This is a genomic window from Ruegeria sp. BHSC223 (assembly GCF_059613025.1).
The window spans coordinates 67755-84380 of record NZ_JBXWRR010000004.1 but is presented as its reverse complement, the minus strand read 5'-3'; the positions used below and the strand labels follow the sequence as shown (position 1 = coordinate 84380).

General features: G+C 66.0%; 12 protein-coding genes. 11 read left to right on the top strand and 1 reads right to left on the bottom strand.

Features of this window, described 5'->3' with window-relative positions:
* Positions 1–30 precede the first annotated feature (30 nt).
* From mepA to idi, 8 genes are all read left to right on the top strand, one after another.
* Entirely contained in the window at positions 31–879 is an 849-nt protein-coding gene (gene mepA / locus AC2FNY_RS09465; protein WP_496802379.1) for a penicillin-insensitive murein endopeptidase, read from the top strand.
* Entirely contained in the window at positions 852–1736 is an 885-nt protein-coding gene (locus AC2FNY_RS09460; RefSeq protein ID WP_496802287.1) for an esterase-like activity of phytase family protein, read from the top strand. Before mepA ends, AC2FNY_RS09460 begins: the two co-directional genes overlap by 28 nt.
* 90 nt (positions 1737–1826) lie before the next feature.
* On the top strand, positions 1827–2477 hold the full coding sequence (locus AC2FNY_RS09455; RefSeq protein WP_496802286.1) for a queuosine precursor transporter: 651 nt from the start codon (positions 1827–1829) through the stop codon (positions 2475–2477).
* Positions 2478–2735: 258 nt separating this feature from the next.
* Complete coding sequence (gene arfB, locus AC2FNY_RS09450; RefSeq protein ID WP_496802285.1) at positions 2736–3155, top strand: alternative ribosome rescue aminoacyl-tRNA hydrolase ArfB; 420 nt, start codon at positions 2736–2738, stop codon at positions 3153–3155.
* Positions 3156–3208: 53 nt separating this feature from the next.
* Positions 3209–3955: an SDR family oxidoreductase gene (locus tag AC2FNY_RS09445; RefSeq protein ID WP_234140342.1), complete on the top strand. Its 747-nt coding sequence runs from the start codon at positions 3209–3211 to the stop codon at positions 3953–3955.
* Positions 3956–3982: 27 nt separating this feature from the next.
* Positions 3983–4999, top strand: coding sequence for a P1 family peptidase (locus AC2FNY_RS09440; protein ID WP_496802284.1), 1017 nt, complete (start codon positions 3983–3985; stop codon positions 4997–4999).
* A 111-nt stretch (positions 5000–5110) separates the two neighbouring features.
* Complete coding sequence (locus AC2FNY_RS09435; protein WP_234140345.1) at positions 5111–5524, top strand: c-type cytochrome; 414 nt, start codon at positions 5111–5113, stop codon at positions 5522–5524.
* 173 nt (positions 5525–5697) lie between these two features.
* On the top strand, positions 5698–6240 hold the full coding sequence (gene idi, locus AC2FNY_RS09430; protein WP_234140347.1) for an isopentenyl-diphosphate Delta-isomerase: 543 nt from the start codon (positions 5698–5700) through the stop codon (positions 6238–6240).
* Between the two features lie 12 nt (positions 6241–6252).
* Here idi and AC2FNY_RS09425 read toward each other — a convergent pair whose 3' ends face one another.
* Positions 6253–8472 carry a response regulator gene (locus tag AC2FNY_RS09425; RefSeq protein WP_496802283.1) on the bottom strand — a complete coding sequence of 740 codons (2220 nt, stop codon included), beginning with the start codon at positions 8470–8472 and terminating at the stop codon, positions 6253–6255.
* A gap of 132 nt (positions 8473–8604) precedes the next feature.
* Here AC2FNY_RS09425 and AC2FNY_RS09420 point away from each other — a divergent pair, with 132 nt between their 5' ends.
* Genes AC2FNY_RS09420 through pbpC form a run of 3 tightly spaced genes read left to right on the top strand, consistent with a single transcriptional unit; the run spans position 8605 to position 16623 of the window.
* Positions 8605–14031, top strand: coding sequence for an alpha-2-macroglobulin family protein (locus tag AC2FNY_RS09420; RefSeq protein ID WP_496802282.1), 5427 nt, complete (start codon positions 8605–8607; stop codon positions 14029–14031).
* A complete protein-coding gene (locus AC2FNY_RS09415) occupies positions 14028–14594 on the top strand; it encodes a putative glycolipid-binding domain-containing protein (protein WP_496802281.1) in 567 nt (188 codons plus the stop codon). The genes AC2FNY_RS09420 and AC2FNY_RS09415 overlap by 4 nt, the downstream gene beginning before the upstream one ends.
* Positions 14584–16623 (top strand): penicillin-binding protein 1C, encoded by a 2040-nt coding sequence (pbpC, locus tag AC2FNY_RS09410; RefSeq protein WP_496802280.1) that lies wholly within the window; start codon positions 14584–14586, stop codon positions 16621–16623. Before AC2FNY_RS09415 ends, pbpC begins: the two co-directional genes overlap by 11 nt.
* The last annotated feature ends 3 nt before the right edge of the window (positions 16624–16626 follow it).

Genomic DNA, 16626 nt, shown 5'->3' with positions numbered 1-16626 from the left:
TTTATTCAGATCATTGCCGTTCTTCTATTGATGCTGAGTCCGGTGCTGGGTGCCGCTCCGGCGCAGGCCGAGCCATTGGCCAAAGAGCTTTTCGGGGCGCAAAAGCAGGCCTCTCGGCAGAAACCCGCCGCTTATGGCAGCTATGCCAAGGGCTGCGCCGCCGGGCTGGAGCAACTGCCCGAGACCGGCCCCACCTGGCAGGCGATGCGGCTGAGCCGCAACCGCAACTGGGGCCACCCCGAGACCATCGACTTCATCCGCGACCTGAGCGGTTTTGCCGCCCGGCAGAAAGGCTGGAGTGGGCTTTACATCGGCGATATCAGCCAGCCGCGCGGTGGGCCGATGCTGACCGGGCATCGCAGCCACCAGCTGGGGCTGGATATCGACATCTGGATGCTGCAGGCCAACAATCTGCGTCTGTCGGGCCAGCACCGCGAAAACATCTCCTCGGTCTCACTGCGCCGGGCCAAGGGGGCCTATGTCAACGACAGCTGGACCCGCCAGCATCATGCGATCATCCGCGAGGCGGCGCGCGACAGGCGGGTGGCGCGAATCTTTGTCTTCCCCGGTGCCAAGGTCTGGATGTGCAACAACGAAAAGGGCGACCGCTCCTATCTGCGCAAGATCCGGCCCTGGTGGGGGCATCACTATCATTTCCACGTTCGGCTGAGTTGCCCGCGCGGCTCGCGCGGCTGTGTCGACCAGACCCCGCCGCCGCAGGGGGATGGCTGTGCCGAGGCGCAGGAATGGGTGAACAATATCCTGAACCCGCCGCCGCCGAAGCCGCGTGACCCCAATGCGCCACCGCCCAAGAAACGCCGCGAATACGTGCTGGCCGACCTGCCGAAGCAATGCGCCTCCGTCTTGCGCTCGCAATAGCGGCCGCGCTGGTGCTGTCCGGTCCCGGCCTGGCCGTCGACCGGGGCGAGGCACAGCATCTGGGCAGTTTCACCTGGCGCGGGTCGCAGCCCTGGTTCGGCGGTTTCTCGGCCATCGAAATGACGCCGGACGGCATGGGTATGACCGTATTGTCCGACCGCGCCACGATTCTGACCGCGAGGGTGCAGCGCGACGGTGACCAGATCACCGGCGTCGAGATCGACACGGTGCACAAGGTCAGGTCGAGCAAGAACAAGGTACTCAAGGGCCGGGTCGGCGACAGCGAGGGGCTGGCGATCGGGCCGGACGGGGTGATCTACATCTCGTTCGAAGGCGTGGCGCGGGTGGCGCGATACACCCGCCCCGATGGCCCGGCCGAGGTTCTGCCGCGCCCGGACGCGTTTCGCCACATGGCCCGCAACGGCGCCTTCGAGGGGTTGGCGATGGACGCGCGCGGGCGGCTCTATACCCTGCCTGAAAGCAGCCGCGCCGCCGATGGTTCGATCCCGGTCTATCGTTGGGACGGTCGGGCCTGGCGCACGGCGTTTCACCTGGAGCAGTTGGGTGAGTACCTGCCCGTGGCTGCCGATTTCGGACCCGACGGGCGGTTCTATGTGCTGGAGCGGGATACCGGCGCCATCGGGTTCCGCTCGCGCCTGCGCCGTTGGAACGTGACAGCCAACGGGGTCACTGGCGAAGAGATCCTGTTCCAGAGCCGTCTGACGGCACATGACAACCTTGAAGGAGTGTCGGTCTGGCGCGACGGGCAGGGGCGGCTGCGCGCGACGATGGTGTCCGACAACAATTTCCTGATGCTGCAACGGACCGAGTTGGTCGAATACCTGCTGCCGGATTGACAGGACGGGGTGTTGCGGGCTAAACGCCCGGCTTGTCCGCGACACAGGCGGACCAAGTCGCCGCACCCTTGTCAAAACGGACCCCGAAACATGACCCGCGCATTCCTTCCCGGCATTCTTGCCATGGCCGCCATCGTGGTGGCGTCGAACATCCTCGTCCAGTTCCTGATCCTCGACGGATTGCTGACCTGGGGCGCCTTCACCTATCCGCTGGCTTTTCTGGTCACCGATGTGATGAACCGCGTCTATGGAACCGAGGCCGCGCGGCGCGTGGTGTTTGCCGGTTTTGTGACCGGGGTTATCTGTTCGCTGATCGGCAGCCAGATCATGCTGCAAGGCGACGGCTATACCTATGCCGCCGTGCCGCTGCGGATCGCGGTCGCCTCGGGCACCGCGTTCCTGATCGCGCAACTGACCGATGTGGCGGTGTTCAACCGGTTCCGGGGCGGGCGCTGGTGGCGGGCGCCGCTGGTGTCGACCCTGATCGGCTCGGCGCTGGATACGGCGCTGTTCTTTACCATCGCCTTTTCGGCCAGCATCACCCTGTTTGGCCCCGATGCCGACGCCGCCGTCAACTGGGCGTGGGAGGCGGTGCCCTTCATGAACACGGGCGCGCCGATGCCGCTGTGGGTCACGCTGGCCTTTGCCGACTGGCTGGTCAAACTCTCACTTGCCCTGATCGCGCTGATCCCGTTCCGCTTTATCGTTCAACGACTTGCCCCCTCTCGCGTCGCCGCCTGAAGATTTCATTTGGCGCAAATCACTTCCTGTGGCAGGCTGAAGATGAGTTCAACAGCAAAGCAAAGGAGGTGGTCCAGTGTCGAGAAAGGGATTGGTAAGAGGTGCCGGAACCTAGGGGCAGGCGCCGGTCAAGGCAGTCCTTGGCGGGTCCCCGCCCCGGTCGAGCCTGTTGGCCCACTGGCACAGCTTCCTGAACTTTCGAAAGGCCGCCCGATGGGCGGCCTTTTTCATACCCGCAAGGCCCGCTAAGGTGCCGCCATGCTGTATGTGACCGACGAAATCGCGATCCAGGACTGGGAGTTGAGCGAGAGCTTCATGCGCGCCTCGGGGCCGGGCGGGCAGAATGTGAACAAGGTGTCATCAGCCGTCGAGTTGCGGTTCGAGGCGGCGCGCTCGCCCTCCTTGCCCGCACCGGTCAAGGCGCGACTGAAGCGTTTGGCAGGGCGCCGCTGGACCAGCGAGGGGGCTATCGTCCTGCAATGCGACGAGACCCGCAGCCAGGCCCGCAATCGCGAGATCGTGCGCGCCCGGCTGGTCGAGCTGATCGCCCGCGCGCTGGTGGCCCCGAAACGCCGCATCGCGACCAAGCCGACGCGCGGCTCGGTCCGGCGCCGGCTCGACTCCAAAAAGGCGCGCAGCGAGGTCAAGGCCCTGCGCGGCAAGATCGGCGACGAATAGGCTGGCGTCTCTGCGCGCCGCTGCTAATCTCGGGCCAAGAGGGAGTGAACCATATGAGACTGGACGGAAAAACAGCCATCGTCACCGGTGGCGCGCAGGGGTTCGGCGCCGGGATCGTGGCGAAATTCGTGTCCGAGGGCGCCCGTGTCATGGTGGCCGATATCAACCTCGACACCGCGCGCGAGACCGCCGCGCAGATGGATGGCGATGCTTTTGCCCACCAGGTTGATGTGTCCGATGGAAATTCGGTCGATGCGATGGCGGCCGCGGCGCTGCGCAGGTTCGGGCATGTGGATATTCTGGTCAACAATGCCGGCGTAACTCACCTTCCAACCGCATTGGAAGATGTCAGCGAGGCGGATTTCGACCGTGTCTTTCGCGTCAACATGAAGTCGGTCTATCTGACCGCCCGGTCGCTGGTGCCGCATATGAAGGAACGCGGCAAGGGCGCGATCCTGAATGTCGCCTCGACCGCTGGCGTTTCTCCGCGACCCCGGCTGAACTGGTACAACGCCTCCAAGGGCTGGATGATCACCGCGACCCGCACCATGGCGGTAGAGCTTGCGCCGGATGGCGTGCGGGTCAACGCGCTCAACCCCGTGGCGGGCGAAACCCCGCTGTTGAAGTCCTTCATGGGCGAGGACACGCCCGAGATGCGCGCCAAGTTCCTAGCCACCATCCCGCTTGGCCGCTTTTCGACACCACAGGACATGGGAAATGCCGCCTGTTTCCTATGTTCGGACGAGGCCTCGATGATCACCGGCGTCGCGATGGAGGTGGATGGCGGCCGCTGCATTTGAGCGCCCGCCTCCGAGGAAAGGCAAGCCATGGTTCCCGGCCCCCGCAACCTGATCACCGATGTGCCCGGCCTGTTGGTCGGCAATGCGCAGGACGATGCGTTGAAATCCGGCGCGACCGTGTTGACCGCCGATGCGCCGTTCATGGCCTCGGTCCATGTGATGGGCGGGGCGCCGGGCACGCGCGAGACCGATCTGCTGGCGCCCGACAAATCGGTGGCGCGAATCGATGCTCTGGTGCTCTCGGGCGGCTCGGCCTATGGGCTGGATGCCTGTTCGGGCGTGTCCGATGCGCTGCGCGCTGCCGGGCGCGGCTATCGCATTGCCGATGCGGTCATTCCCATCGTGCCGGGCGCGATCATCTTTGACCTGCTCAATGGCGGGGACAAGGACTGGCTCGACAACCCTTATCGTGCGCTGGGCCGCGCCGCGTTTGAAGCGGCGGGCAGGGATTTCGCGCTGGGCACCGCCGGGGCGGGTACCGGGGCGCTGACCGCGATGCTCAAGGGCGGGCTCGGCTCGGCCTCGCTGGTGTTGCCCGACGGAACCACGGTGGGCGCGCTGGTTGCCGCCAACCCGATGGGCAGCGTCACCACCCCCGGCGACCGTCATTTCTGGGCCGCCCCGTTCGAGATTGATGGCGAGTTCGGTGGGCTGGGCCCCGACCCCAGCGGCGGGCTGGGTCGGCAGTTTGAAAGCCGCAAGATGCGGACCATGACCGCCCAGGCGCAGGACCGGGCCAACACCACCATTGCCATCGTCGCCACCGATGCCGACCTGAGCAAGGCGCAATGTCAGCGCATGGCGGTTGCCGCCCATGACGGCATTGCCCGGGCCACGGTTCCCGCCCATTCACCGGGCGATGGCGATCTGGTTTTCTCGGTCTCGACCGGCGCCCGCCCGATGGCCGCGCCCGAGCGCGACCTGACCCTGCTTGGCCACGCCTCCGCGCTGTGCCTTGCCCGTGCCATTGGCCGCGCCATCTATCTGGCGCGTCCGGCACCGGGTGACCTGTTGCCCTGTTGGAAACAGGCGCAATCCCTCTGACAAGCGCGTGAGAAGGTGCGACACAGTGCCTGAATCCGACGATGGTGGTGTTGACTCCGGCGCGCTCTGTCTTCTCATTTGGGTCAGCCAAAAACCTGTGGAGTTCCCAACATGAACCGATTTGTCGCCGCCGCCTTTGCCTGCGTTCTTGCCGTTCCCGCCCTTGCAGAGGGCGATGCCGCCAAGGGTGAGAAGGGTTTCAACAAGTGCAAGTCTTGCCACATGATCGAGACCCCCGCCGGTGAAACCATCGTCAAGGGCGGCAAGACCGGGCCGAACCTGTATGGCGTCGTGGGCCGGGCCGCGGGCACCTATGAAGGGTACAAATACGGTGACAGCCTGGTTGCTGCCGGCGAAAAGGGTCTGGTCTGGGACGAAGAGAGCTTTGTCGCCTTCACCCAGGACCCCAAAAGCTTCCTGAACACCTATCTGGGTGAAACGGCGGCCAAGTCGAAAATGACATTCAAGCTGAAATCGGGTGGCGAGGACGTGTTTGCCTATCTGCAAAGCGTCGCTGCCGATTAAGTAGCGCGATCAGGTACAAAAGTACCAGCAAGGCCGCAGTGCAGACTGCGGCCTTTTACACGCTTGATCGTCGCGAGAAACGCGCACAGGTTTGTCCGGCAAGTCGGCATGAGACCGGCAGGGCGGCCGCCCCTTGGCGCCGCGGTCACGGGAGAACACGACATGAGGATGGTATGGGCATCCTGATTCCGGCTTGGGTCGACGATACGCTTGTTCCGGTGGACAAGCTGGAAGCGCATGAGAAGGGTCTGAAACACAAGGCGGTTTCGGTCTTTGCGGTGCGCGATATGGACATCCTGATCCAGCGCCGGGCGCTGGGCAAATACCACACACCCGGTCTGTGGGCGAATACCTGCTGCACCCATCCTGACTGGGGTGAGAGCGCCTCGACCTGTGCAGTGCGGCGTCTGCGCGAGGAGCTGGGGATCGGTGGGCTTTATCCCGAGTACCGTCACAGGCTGGAGTACCATGCGGATGTGGGTAACGGCATGGTCGAGAACGAGGTGGTGGACGTCTTCCTTGCCCATGTACGCGGCCCTTTGCAGGTGGTTCCCAACCCCGAAGAGGTGATGGAGATCCGCTGGATTGGCTATCACGACCTGCTGGCCGAGGTGCAGCGCTATCCCGAGCGGTTCACGCCCTGGCTCAAGATCTATCTGCACCACCATTCCGACACGATATTCGGCCCCGATCTGATCATCTCGGCCAAGGCCTGAGCCGTGGTTGGCTCACTCTCCGTTTTCAGTTTTGACCGGTAGTGCATCCGCCGGGCAGGCCTCGGCGATGTGCTGGTGAATCAGCGCCTTACGCAGGGGTTTGGTCAGATACTGGTCCAGCCCGGCGGCCAGAATACCCTCGGCATCGCCGGCCATGGCATGTGCGGTCAGCGCCACGATAGGAACATGACGGCCGTTTCCGGCCTCGAGCCTGCGAATCTCGCCAGTGGCCTGTTTGCCGTCCATCTTGGGCATTGAGATATCCATGAAGATCAGGTCGGGTTGGAAATCCTGCCAGATCTCCACCGCCTCGAGCCCGTTATTGGCAAAGCGCAGGTCGATATCGAGCGTCTTGACCATCTTGCGGAACACCAGCTGGTTGGTGCGGTTGTCCTCGGCGGCCAGCACCCGCATCTGCCGGCGCTCGGTCGGTTCGCCGGCGGCGTCCCGGGATGGCTTGGCTTCAGGTTCCGTTATGTTCCTGGGGTCCTGCACCGATGTGATCTCGGTCGTCATATCCGACAAGCGGGCGAACAGTTCGGCCCTTGGAATCGGCTTTTGCAAAATGCCCTGCACGTATCGTTTGGCCGGGTCCGCATGGGCCACACCGGGATTGGATGAGAGGAGGAATACCGGTACGTCCGACCAACCCGCACCCCGCAGGGCCTCGGCCAGTTCCAGCCCATCCATCTCGGGCATGTTGTGATCACTAATTACCAGATCGACGCAATTGCTCATCTGTTTCAGGGCCTCTGTGCCTGAAGCGCAGCAGGTCACCCGAACGCCCAGCTGGGCCAACTGTTTCTCAAGGATCGCGCGGTTCACAGCCAGGTCGTCGACGATCAGCACATGTTGGAGGCGGACTGGCAGGTTGGGCAGAACCGGTTGCGGTTCCTCGCTCATCGGCAGGGTGACGCGGAAGCCAAAGCACGATCCGCGCCCCTCTTCGCTTTCGACCCAGACGGTGCCGCCCATCATCTGGATCAACCGCTGCGAGATCGCCAGGCCCAGCCCGGTGCCGTCGAATTGCCGGTTACGCTCGTTCTCGACTTGATTGAACTCGCCAAAGATATGCGCCAGCTTTTCGCGGGGAATGCCGATCCCGGTATCCTCGATCGCCACATGGATGGCGCAGCGGCCGGTTGCGGGATCGGGCACACCGGTGACGCGGATCAGGATGTGGCCCTTGGCGGTGAACTTGACTGCATTGCCCAAAAGATTGGTCAGCACCTGCCGCATCCGGCCCGGATCGCCGACAAACAGGGTGGGCAGGAACAGGTCATAATCCACCAAGAGGGTCAGCCCCTTGTCGCGTACGATGGGCTGCATCAGCATCGCGACCTCGTGAATGCAGCGTTCCAGATCGAACGGTTCAGGATGGAGCACCATCTTGTCGGCCTCGATCTTGGAGTAATCGAGAACGTCGTTGATGATCACCAGCAGCGCCTCGCCCGAATTCTTGATGGTGCTGGCATAAAGCTGCTGTTCCTCGTCCAGAGCGGTGTCGCAGAGCAGTTCGGCCATCCCGACCACGCCATTCATCGGCGTCCGAATCTCGTGGCTCATATTGGCGAGAAAGGCCGATTTGGCACGGTTCGCGGCCTCGGCCCGTTCACGCGCGGCGCGCAGTTCGGCCTCGTAGCGCACGGTCGAGGTGATGTTGAGCGCAAGGCTGACCACGTCGCCGCCGTGGCCGCGCTGGTCGATCATCTTGACATACTGGTCGTTCCACAGGCGGATCACCACCGGTTCGGGGGTGGGGGCGACCCAGCGGTCATGCATCATCTGGCGCCATTCATCGGCGGCCAGTTCACCGGTGTCGATGATGCCTTCCTCGGTCATCAGTTGCAGAATCCGCATATACGAGATGCCGGGCGCCACCTCGTCCAGCCCGTCAAACACGTTGAGATAGGCGGTATTGGCGCCGATCAGCTTGCTGTCGGAATCGAAAAAGGCGAATCCGTCCTGAATGGTCTGGATCGAGTGCCACAGCCGGCGTTCGGCCACCTCGATCTTGGCATTGGCGACGGTCAGGTCCGATTTGACCTTTTCGTTCTCGTCACGAACGGTGGCCACCTCGGCCTGTTTCTCGCCAATCTGCTTGGTCAGCGCCAATGCATGGCGCCCCAGCTTGCGGTTGGCCGCCGACAGTTCGGCTTGCTTCAGTTCCAACAGTCTTTCCGCGGCCAAACGCGCGCGCCGTTCTTCGGCAAGCTTGTTTACCAGGCTCATTCGTAACAGTCCCCAACGCTCAGTGGCGTCAGCATCCGTCAGATCGGTGAAAAAGAGCTTAAGCTCGCCGGACCTGAATCCTTGCAATGGGTTAGGCGCCCATGCGACCCTTGACCCAAACAGGAGGTCGGCATGCGGCGTTTTGGATTTTTTACGGTTCTTTTTCTTCAATTGGCTTTTATCGGTGGGTCAGGCCTCTCTGCGCAAGAGGCCGCGCCCGGGTTTCGCTATCTCGCCACCCGCGACATGGATTTCTATGGCGAGGATCTGGACGCACTGTTCGACACCGATCTGCAATCCTGCATTCGTGCCTGTTCGGCCAACAACGCCTGCAATGCCTTCACCTTCAACGCGCGCTCGAACGCCTGTTTTCCCAAACGGGGCGTCAGCGAACAGACGCCTTACCAAGGCGCGTTGTCAGCAGTGAAACTGCCCAGCCCGGCAGCGGTGCGTGACCGGGCGCAGGCACAGGCGGCGCGGTTGGCGTTTCTGCCCGACCGCGATGTGACCCGCGCTGTCGCGCAGGCGCGCGATCTTGGGCTGCGCCATGCCGCTGGCGGGATGGAGCTGGACCAGGTCATCGCCGCGATGCGCAATGCGGGTGCGGGGGCACAGGCCGCTGGTTGGGCCGGGCTGGCGGTATCCTTGTCGGATCGTGCCGATCTGTGGGCGGAATACGCCCGTCTGTTGCTGAGCGTGCGCAGCGATGACAGCAGCGTGAAACGCGACCATGCGCTTCGTGCGGTTTCGGCTGCGCTCAATGCCTATTTGCGGGCCGATGGTCCGGGGGCCGAGGTTTCGGCGCTGTTCCTGCTGGCACAGGCGCTGGAACGGGACGAACGCGGCCGCGACATGGTGCCGGTGCTGCGATTGGCCAGTACCATCCAGCCGCGCGAGGACGTGCTGGCGGCGCTGGATACGGCGATCGGCAAATACGGGTTCCGCGTGGTCGAGACCACGGTTGAAAGTGACAGCGCCCAGCCGCGCATCTGCGCCCAGTTCTCGGACCCGCTGGCGCGCAGCGGGGTCGATTACGAGCCTTTCGTGCACTCGCCCGAAGGGGATCTGGTGGTACAGGCCGATGGCAACCAGCTGTGCCTTGACGGTGTCGAACATGGCAAACGCTATCGCATCACCCTGCGCGAGGGGCTGCCCGCCGGATCCGGCGAGGCGCTGTGGAAGGACGTGACGCTGACCCATTACGTGCGCGACCGCAGCCCGGCGGTCCGCTTTCCGGGCCGGTCCTATGTGCTGCCGAAATCGGCGGATGCCGCCGTGCCGGTCGAGACGGTGAACGCCACCACGCTTGACCTGATTTTGCGGCGGGTCAGCGACCGCAACCTGCTACGCGCGGTGCAGGAGGGGTATTTCGCCCGCCCGCTCTCCTATTGGGAGGACGAGTATTTTGCCGCCGATATCGCGCAAGAGGTCTGGACCGGCAGTGCCGAGGTGGCCAGCACGCTCAACCGCGACATGACCACCCGGCTGCCGTTGGCCGCGGCGATCTCGGGCCAGCCTGCCGGCATCTATACGCTGACGGCGCGGGTGCCGGGTGCCGACCCCTATGACAATCCCGGAGCGACCCAATGGTTCGTGCTGTCCGATCTGGGCCTGTCCTCGATCTCGGGCAATGACGGTTTGCATGTGACGGTGCGCGGTCTTTCCGACGCGGCGCCGCGCGCAGAGGTCGACTTGACCCTGGTTTCGCGCGCCAATGCGGTGCTGGGCCGGACCCAGACCGATGCGCAGGGGCTGGCGCGGTTCGAACCGGGGCTGACGCGGGGCACGGGCGCGGCGGCGCCCGCGCTGATCCTGGCGGCGGCGGGGGATGCCGATCTGGGTTTCCTGTCTCTGATCGACCCGGCCTTTGACCTGTCCGACCGGGGCGTCGAAGGGCGCAAGCCCGCGGGCCCTGTCGATGTGTTCCTGACCACCGACCGGGGCGCCTATCGCGCGGGTGAGACCATTCATGCCACAGCGCTCAGCCGCGACGGCACCGTGCGCGCCATCGCCGGGCTGCCACTGACGGCGATCCTGACCCGGCCCGACGGGGTGGAGTATGGCCGCAAGGTCTCGGATGGCGGTGTGGCGGGGGGGCATGTCTTTGCCCTCACCACCGGTGCCAGCGCCCCGCGCGGTACCTGGCGGCTGGAGATCAAGGCCGATCCCGATGGACCCGCGCTGGCCAGCCAGACCCTGCTGGTCGAGGATTTCCTGCCCGAGCGGATCGACTTTGACCTGGCGCTGCCCGATGCGCCGATCCTGCCCGGCGACAGCCCGCCGCTGAGCATCGAGGCGCGTTACCTGTTCGGGGCGCCGGGCGCCGATCTGAGCATCGAGGGGCAGGTGCAACTGCGCGCCGCCGACCAGATCGCGGGCTGGCCCGGATACCGGTTTGGCCGGCATGACACCGCGCTTCAGACCCGCACCAGCCATTTCGGCGACGCCCGCACCGATGCGGCGGGGCAGGCCCGACTGGCGGTCGAGATCCCGCAGATCGACGCCGAGGGCAAACCGCTCGAGGCGGTGGTGACGGCGCGGCTGGCCGATGGTGCCGCCCGCCCGGTCGAACGCCGGATTTCGGTGCCGGTTTCGCCCGCCACCCCCGTCATCGGCATCAAGCCGCTGTTCGAGGATGTGGTGAGCGAGGGTACCGAGGCCGGGTTCCAGGTGATCGGCCTGACCCCGGACCTGACGCCGCAACCGATGCGGGTGAAATGGACGCTGAACCGGGTCGAGACGCGGTATCAGTGGTACCAGCTTTACGGCAACTGGAACTGGGAGCCGGTGACCCGCCGCACCCGCATCGCCACCGGCGAGGCCGATCTGGGCAGCGATCCGCTGTCGCTGTTCCAGCCGGTGGAATGGGGCGAATACGAATTGCTGGTCGAGCGGCTGGATGGCGCCTATGTCGCCGCGTCTGCCGATTTCTATGCCGGCTGGTATCAGGCCGCCGATGCGGCGGCGACGCCAGACCGGCTGGAGCTTTCGCTGGACAAGGACAGCTATCGTCCGGGCGACACCGCGCGACTGCGGATCGTGCCGCGCATGGCGGGTACCGCGCTGGTCACCGTGCTGTCGGACCGGGTGATCGCACGGCAGGCGGTCGAGGTGGCGGCGGGTGAAAGCGTGATTCCGCTGACCGTGACCGAGGACTGGGGTACCGGCGCCTATGTCACCGCCACGGTGATCCGACCGATGGACGTCGCCGCCGGGCAGAACCCGGCGCGTGCGCTGGGTCTGGCCCATGCGACGGTCGAACCGGTGGGCAAGGCACTGACGGTTGCAATCGACGCACCCGAGGTGGCCAAACCGCGCGCCACCCAACCCGTGCGTCTGACCGTTGCGGGCGCGCAGGCGGGTGACGAGGTCTGGTTGACGCTGGCGGCCGTCGATCTGGGTATTCTGAACCTCACCGGCTTCCAAAGTCCCGATCCGCAGGGCCACTATTTCGGCCAGCGGCGGCTGGGGGTCGAGATGCGCGATGTCTATGGACGGTTGATCGACGGCATGAACGGCGCCATGGGGACCGTCCGCTCGGGCGGAGATGCCGATAATGGCCTGCGGATGCAATCGCCGCCGCCGACCCAGGACCTGATGGCGGTGTTCAGTGGCCCGGTGCAGGTGGATGCCGATGGCAGCGTTTCGGTCGATGTGCCCTTGCCCGCCTTCAACGGCACCGTGCGGCTGATGGCGGTGGCCTGGTCCGACCGTGCAGTGGGACAGGCCGAGCGGGACATGATCGTGCGCGACCCGGTGGTGGTGACGGCGACGGTGCCGCGCTTCCTTGCCCCCGGCGATAGCAGCCGGGTGCGGCTGGAGGTGGTGCATGCCGATGGCCCGCCGGGTGAAATGACGTTAAAACTGGCCAGTGCCTCCGGCCTGCAACTGGGCGCCGCGCCCGACCGGTTCACCCTGACCGAGGGTGGCAAGGCCGTGTTCGAGGTGCCCGTCACCGCCACCGCGCTGGGCGATCCGGTGTTGACGGTCGAATTGGAGACGCCGGGCGGGCAAGAGCTGCGCCAGGTGTTGCGACTGCCGGTGCGTGCCAATGACCCGGTGGTGGCCCAGACCCGGCGCTTTGCACTTGGGGCGGGTGACAGTTTCCTGTTCTCGCGTGATGTCTTCACCGGGCTCAGGCCCGGATCGGCGCGCGCCATCCTGTCCGCCGGTCCGCTGGCGCGTTTCGATGCGCCGGGCCTTTTGGGGATGCTCGACCGCTACCCCTATGGCTGCACGGAACAGGTGACCTCGCAGGCGATGCCGCTGCTTTACCTTGGTGCGGTGGCGCAGGCGGCGGGGCTGGGCACCGGCCCGCAGGTGGCCGAGCGGATCGACGCCGCGATCCGGCGCATCCTGACCCGACAAAGCGCCAATGGCGCCTTTGGCCTGTGGCGTGCCGAGAGCGGTGATTTCTGGCTCGACGCCTATGCCTCGGACTTTCTCAGCCGGGCGCGGGCCGAGGGCTATTCGGTGCCGGACCGCGCCTTTGCCATGGCGATGGACAACCTGCGCAATCGGTTGAACTATGCCTCCGATTTCGACGAAGGGGGCGAGGATATCGCCTATGCCCTGATGGTGCTGGCGCGAGAGGGCGCGGCGGCGATGGGCGATCTGCGCTATTACGCCGACGTGAAGGCGGATGCCTTTACCACGCCGCTGGGCGCGGCACAGCTGGGGTCGGCGCTGGCCATGTATGGCGACCAGACGCGGGCCGATGCGATGTTTGCCCGCGCCGCGCGCATGGTTGCGGGGCAGCGGCCCGAGACACCTGTCTGGCGGGCTGATTACGGCACCAGCCTGCGGGATGCGGCGGGCTTGTTGACGCTGGCCGCCGAGGCGGGCAGCGCGGTGATCGACCGGGATTCCCTGATCAGCCGGATCAGCCAGCCCGCGGGTGAGATGTCGACCCAGGAAGCAGCCTGGAGCCTGCTTGCGGCGCAGGCCTTGGTCAAGCAGCCCGAACAATCGGGCCTGCGGGTGAATGGTGCGGCGGTGGATGGGCCCTTTGTGCAGGTGCTTGCAGGGACCAGCGACGAGGTGCTCAACATCACCGCCGTCGATGGTGGCGCCACCGATATCACCCTGACCATGCTGGGTGTACCCGAGGTTCCGCCGCCCGCCGGTGGCACCGGCTATACCATCACTCGCGCCCGCTACACGATGGACGGGGCGCCCATCCAGCGCGACGCTTTCGCCATTGGCGAGCGGTTCGTAACGGTGCTGACGGTGACCCCGTTCGAGGCCTCGGGCGGGCGGCTGATGGTGAACGATCCGCTGCCTGCGGGGTTCGAGATCGACAACCCCTCGCTGTTGCGTTCGGGCGACGTGCGGGCGCTGGACTGGCTGTCGCTGGACGAGGCCACCCATACCGAGTTCCGCAGCGACCGGTTCCTCGCGGCCATCGACCTGACCGGCACCCGCCCCGTCACGCTGGCCTATGTCACCCGTGCGGTCAGCCCGGGTGAGTTCCATCACCCGGCGGCCTCGGTCGAGGACATGTACCGCCCCCGTTATCGTGCCCGCACCGACACGGGCCGCATCCGTGTCGGGCAATGAGCGGGCGCGAGGCGGTGGCCACCGCCCATTGGCGGCGGCTGGATGGCGAAGGCTCCGACCGCTGCACCCTGTCGCGGGTGGCGCAGGGTTGGATCATGGTGGGCCACGCCCATTGGCGCGACGAGGGCTGTGATACCACGCTCAGCTATGACATCCGCTGCGCACCCGACTGGCGCAGCCTGTCGGCGGATGTCGCCGGAGAGCGCGGCGGTCGCCCCCTGTCGATGCGGATCGAGGCAACGCCGCTGGGCTGGCGGATGGACGATGTGCTGCAACCGGGAACCGAGGATTGCACCGATCTCGACCTCAGCTTTACCCCTGCCACCAACCTGATGCCGATACGGCGGCTGGGGGCCTTTGCCGGAGACGAATTGCGCGTTGCGGCTGCCTGGTTGATGCCCGATCTGGATTGCGTGGCGCGGCTGGACCAGATCTATACCCGGTTGCCGGATGGTCGGGTGCATTATGCCTCGGCCGGGTTTGCAGCGGAACTCGACCTGCATGGAAGCGGTTTTGCCACGCAATATCCCGGGCTCTGGCAGGGTTGGGTCGATGATGCCTAGGCCCGCGCGCTGGCTGTCGGTGCTGGCGCTGATCCTGTGGGGGAGCGCGGCGCTGCGTGATGGGGCGGATCGCTGGATCGACGCCACCCAACTGCCGCCGGTTCTGGTCGAAACGGGGATCGAGATACGCGACCGCAACGGCGCCCTGTTGCGAGCCTATCAGGTGGGGGATGGTATCTGGCGGCTGGCGCCGGGGGCGGTGGACCCGGGTTTTATACGCATGCTGATCCGCTACGAAGACAAGCGCTTTGCCGATCATGCCGGGGTCGATCCGCTGGCGATGTTTCGCGCCGCTGGACAGGCGCTGAGGTATCGTCGCCCGGTCTCGGGCGGGTCGACCCTGACGATGCAGGTGGCGCGGCTGATCGAAGATGGCCCTACCGGGCGCTGGGCGGGTAAGCTGCGACAGATACGCGTGGCGCTGGCGCTGGAACGGCGGCTGGACAAACAGCAAATCCTGGCGCTCTACCTGACGCATGCGCCTTATGGGGGCAATCTCGAAGGTGTTCGCGCCGCTGCGCTGGCGTGGTTTGGCAAGGAACCGCATCGCCTGACCCCGGCGCAATCGGCGCTGCTGGTGGCGCTGCCACAAGCGCCCGAGGCACGCCGCCCCGACCGCCATCCGCGCGCAGCGCGGGCCGCACGCGACCGGGTGTTGCACCGCATGCAGGCGCAGGGTGTGCTGAGCGTGGATGCGGCACAGGCGGCGGTGGGCGAAGCGGTTCCACAGGTACAGCGCCCCTTCCCGCTGTTGGCGCCCCATCTGGCCGACCGTCTGCGCGCGGTCGACCCAACGGCGCAGCGCCACGACGTCACGCTGGAGGTGGGCCTGCAGTCGCGCCTGGAAAACCTGCTGGCCAAGGCCGCGCTGGAGGCCGGAGGGCGTTTGTCGGCGGCGCTGGTGGTGGCCGATCACCGCAGCGGAGAGATCCTCGCCTCGGTCGGCTCGGCGGGTTACAGCGCCGAGCGGCAGGGTTTTGTCGACATGACCCGGGCGCTGCGCTCGCCCGGTTCGACTTTGAAACCCTTTGTCTATGGGTTGGCCTTCGATCAGGGGCTGGCCCATCCTGAAACCCTGATCCAGGACAGTCCGGTGATGTTCGGCCGCTATGCGCCGCGCAATTTCGACGGCGAATTCCGGGGAGAGCTGCGGGTGCGCGAGGCGTTGCAGCTATCGCTGAACATCCCCGTGGTGCGGCTGACCGACGATCTGGGCCCGGTGCGGCTGATGGCGGCGCTGCGGCGGGGTGGGGCCGCGCCGCGCCTGCCCGGCGGCACGCCGGGTCTTGCGATTGCACTGGGCGGGGTCGGTTTGACGTTGCAGGATCTGGTGCAGCTTTATGCCGGTCTGGCGCAGGGCGGGCGGGGGCCGCTTCTGCGCCATGCTCTGGGCGAGGCATGGCAACCGGCAGGGCGGCTGTTTTCCCCCGCTGCCGCGTGGCAGGTGAGCGATATCCTTGCGGGTCTGGCGCCACCGCCCGGGGCGCGGCGTGGTGTGCTGGCCTATAAGACCGGCACTTCTTATGGCCATCGCGATGCCTGGGCGGTGGGGTTCGACGGCGCCCATGTGATCGGGGTCTGGATGGGGCGGGCCGACGGTACCCCGGTGCCCGGCGCCTTTGGTGGCGATCTGGCCGCACCGGTCCTGTTCGAGGCGTTCGGGCGGCTGAAACCCGCCTTTGACCCGTTGCCTCCGCCGCCGCCCGACACGCTGATCCTGCCCACTGCGGAATTGCCGCTGCCACTGCAACGCCATCGCCCGAGAGGTGCGGTGTTCGAGGTCGAGCCGGATGCGCCCGAACTGCTGTTTCCGCCCGATGGCGCGGTGCTGGCCATCGACGGCGGGTCGGTCACGGTCAAGCTGCGGGGCGGTCAGGCGCCCTTTACCCTGTTGGCCAACGGGTTGCCGCTGGCCACAGGCATCTTTGCCCGCGAATTCGATGTTCCCTCGCCCGGCAAGGGGTTTGCAACACTGATCCTGCTGGATGCGCGGGGCCGGGCCAGCCGGGCAGAGCTGCGGCTGGATTGAGGG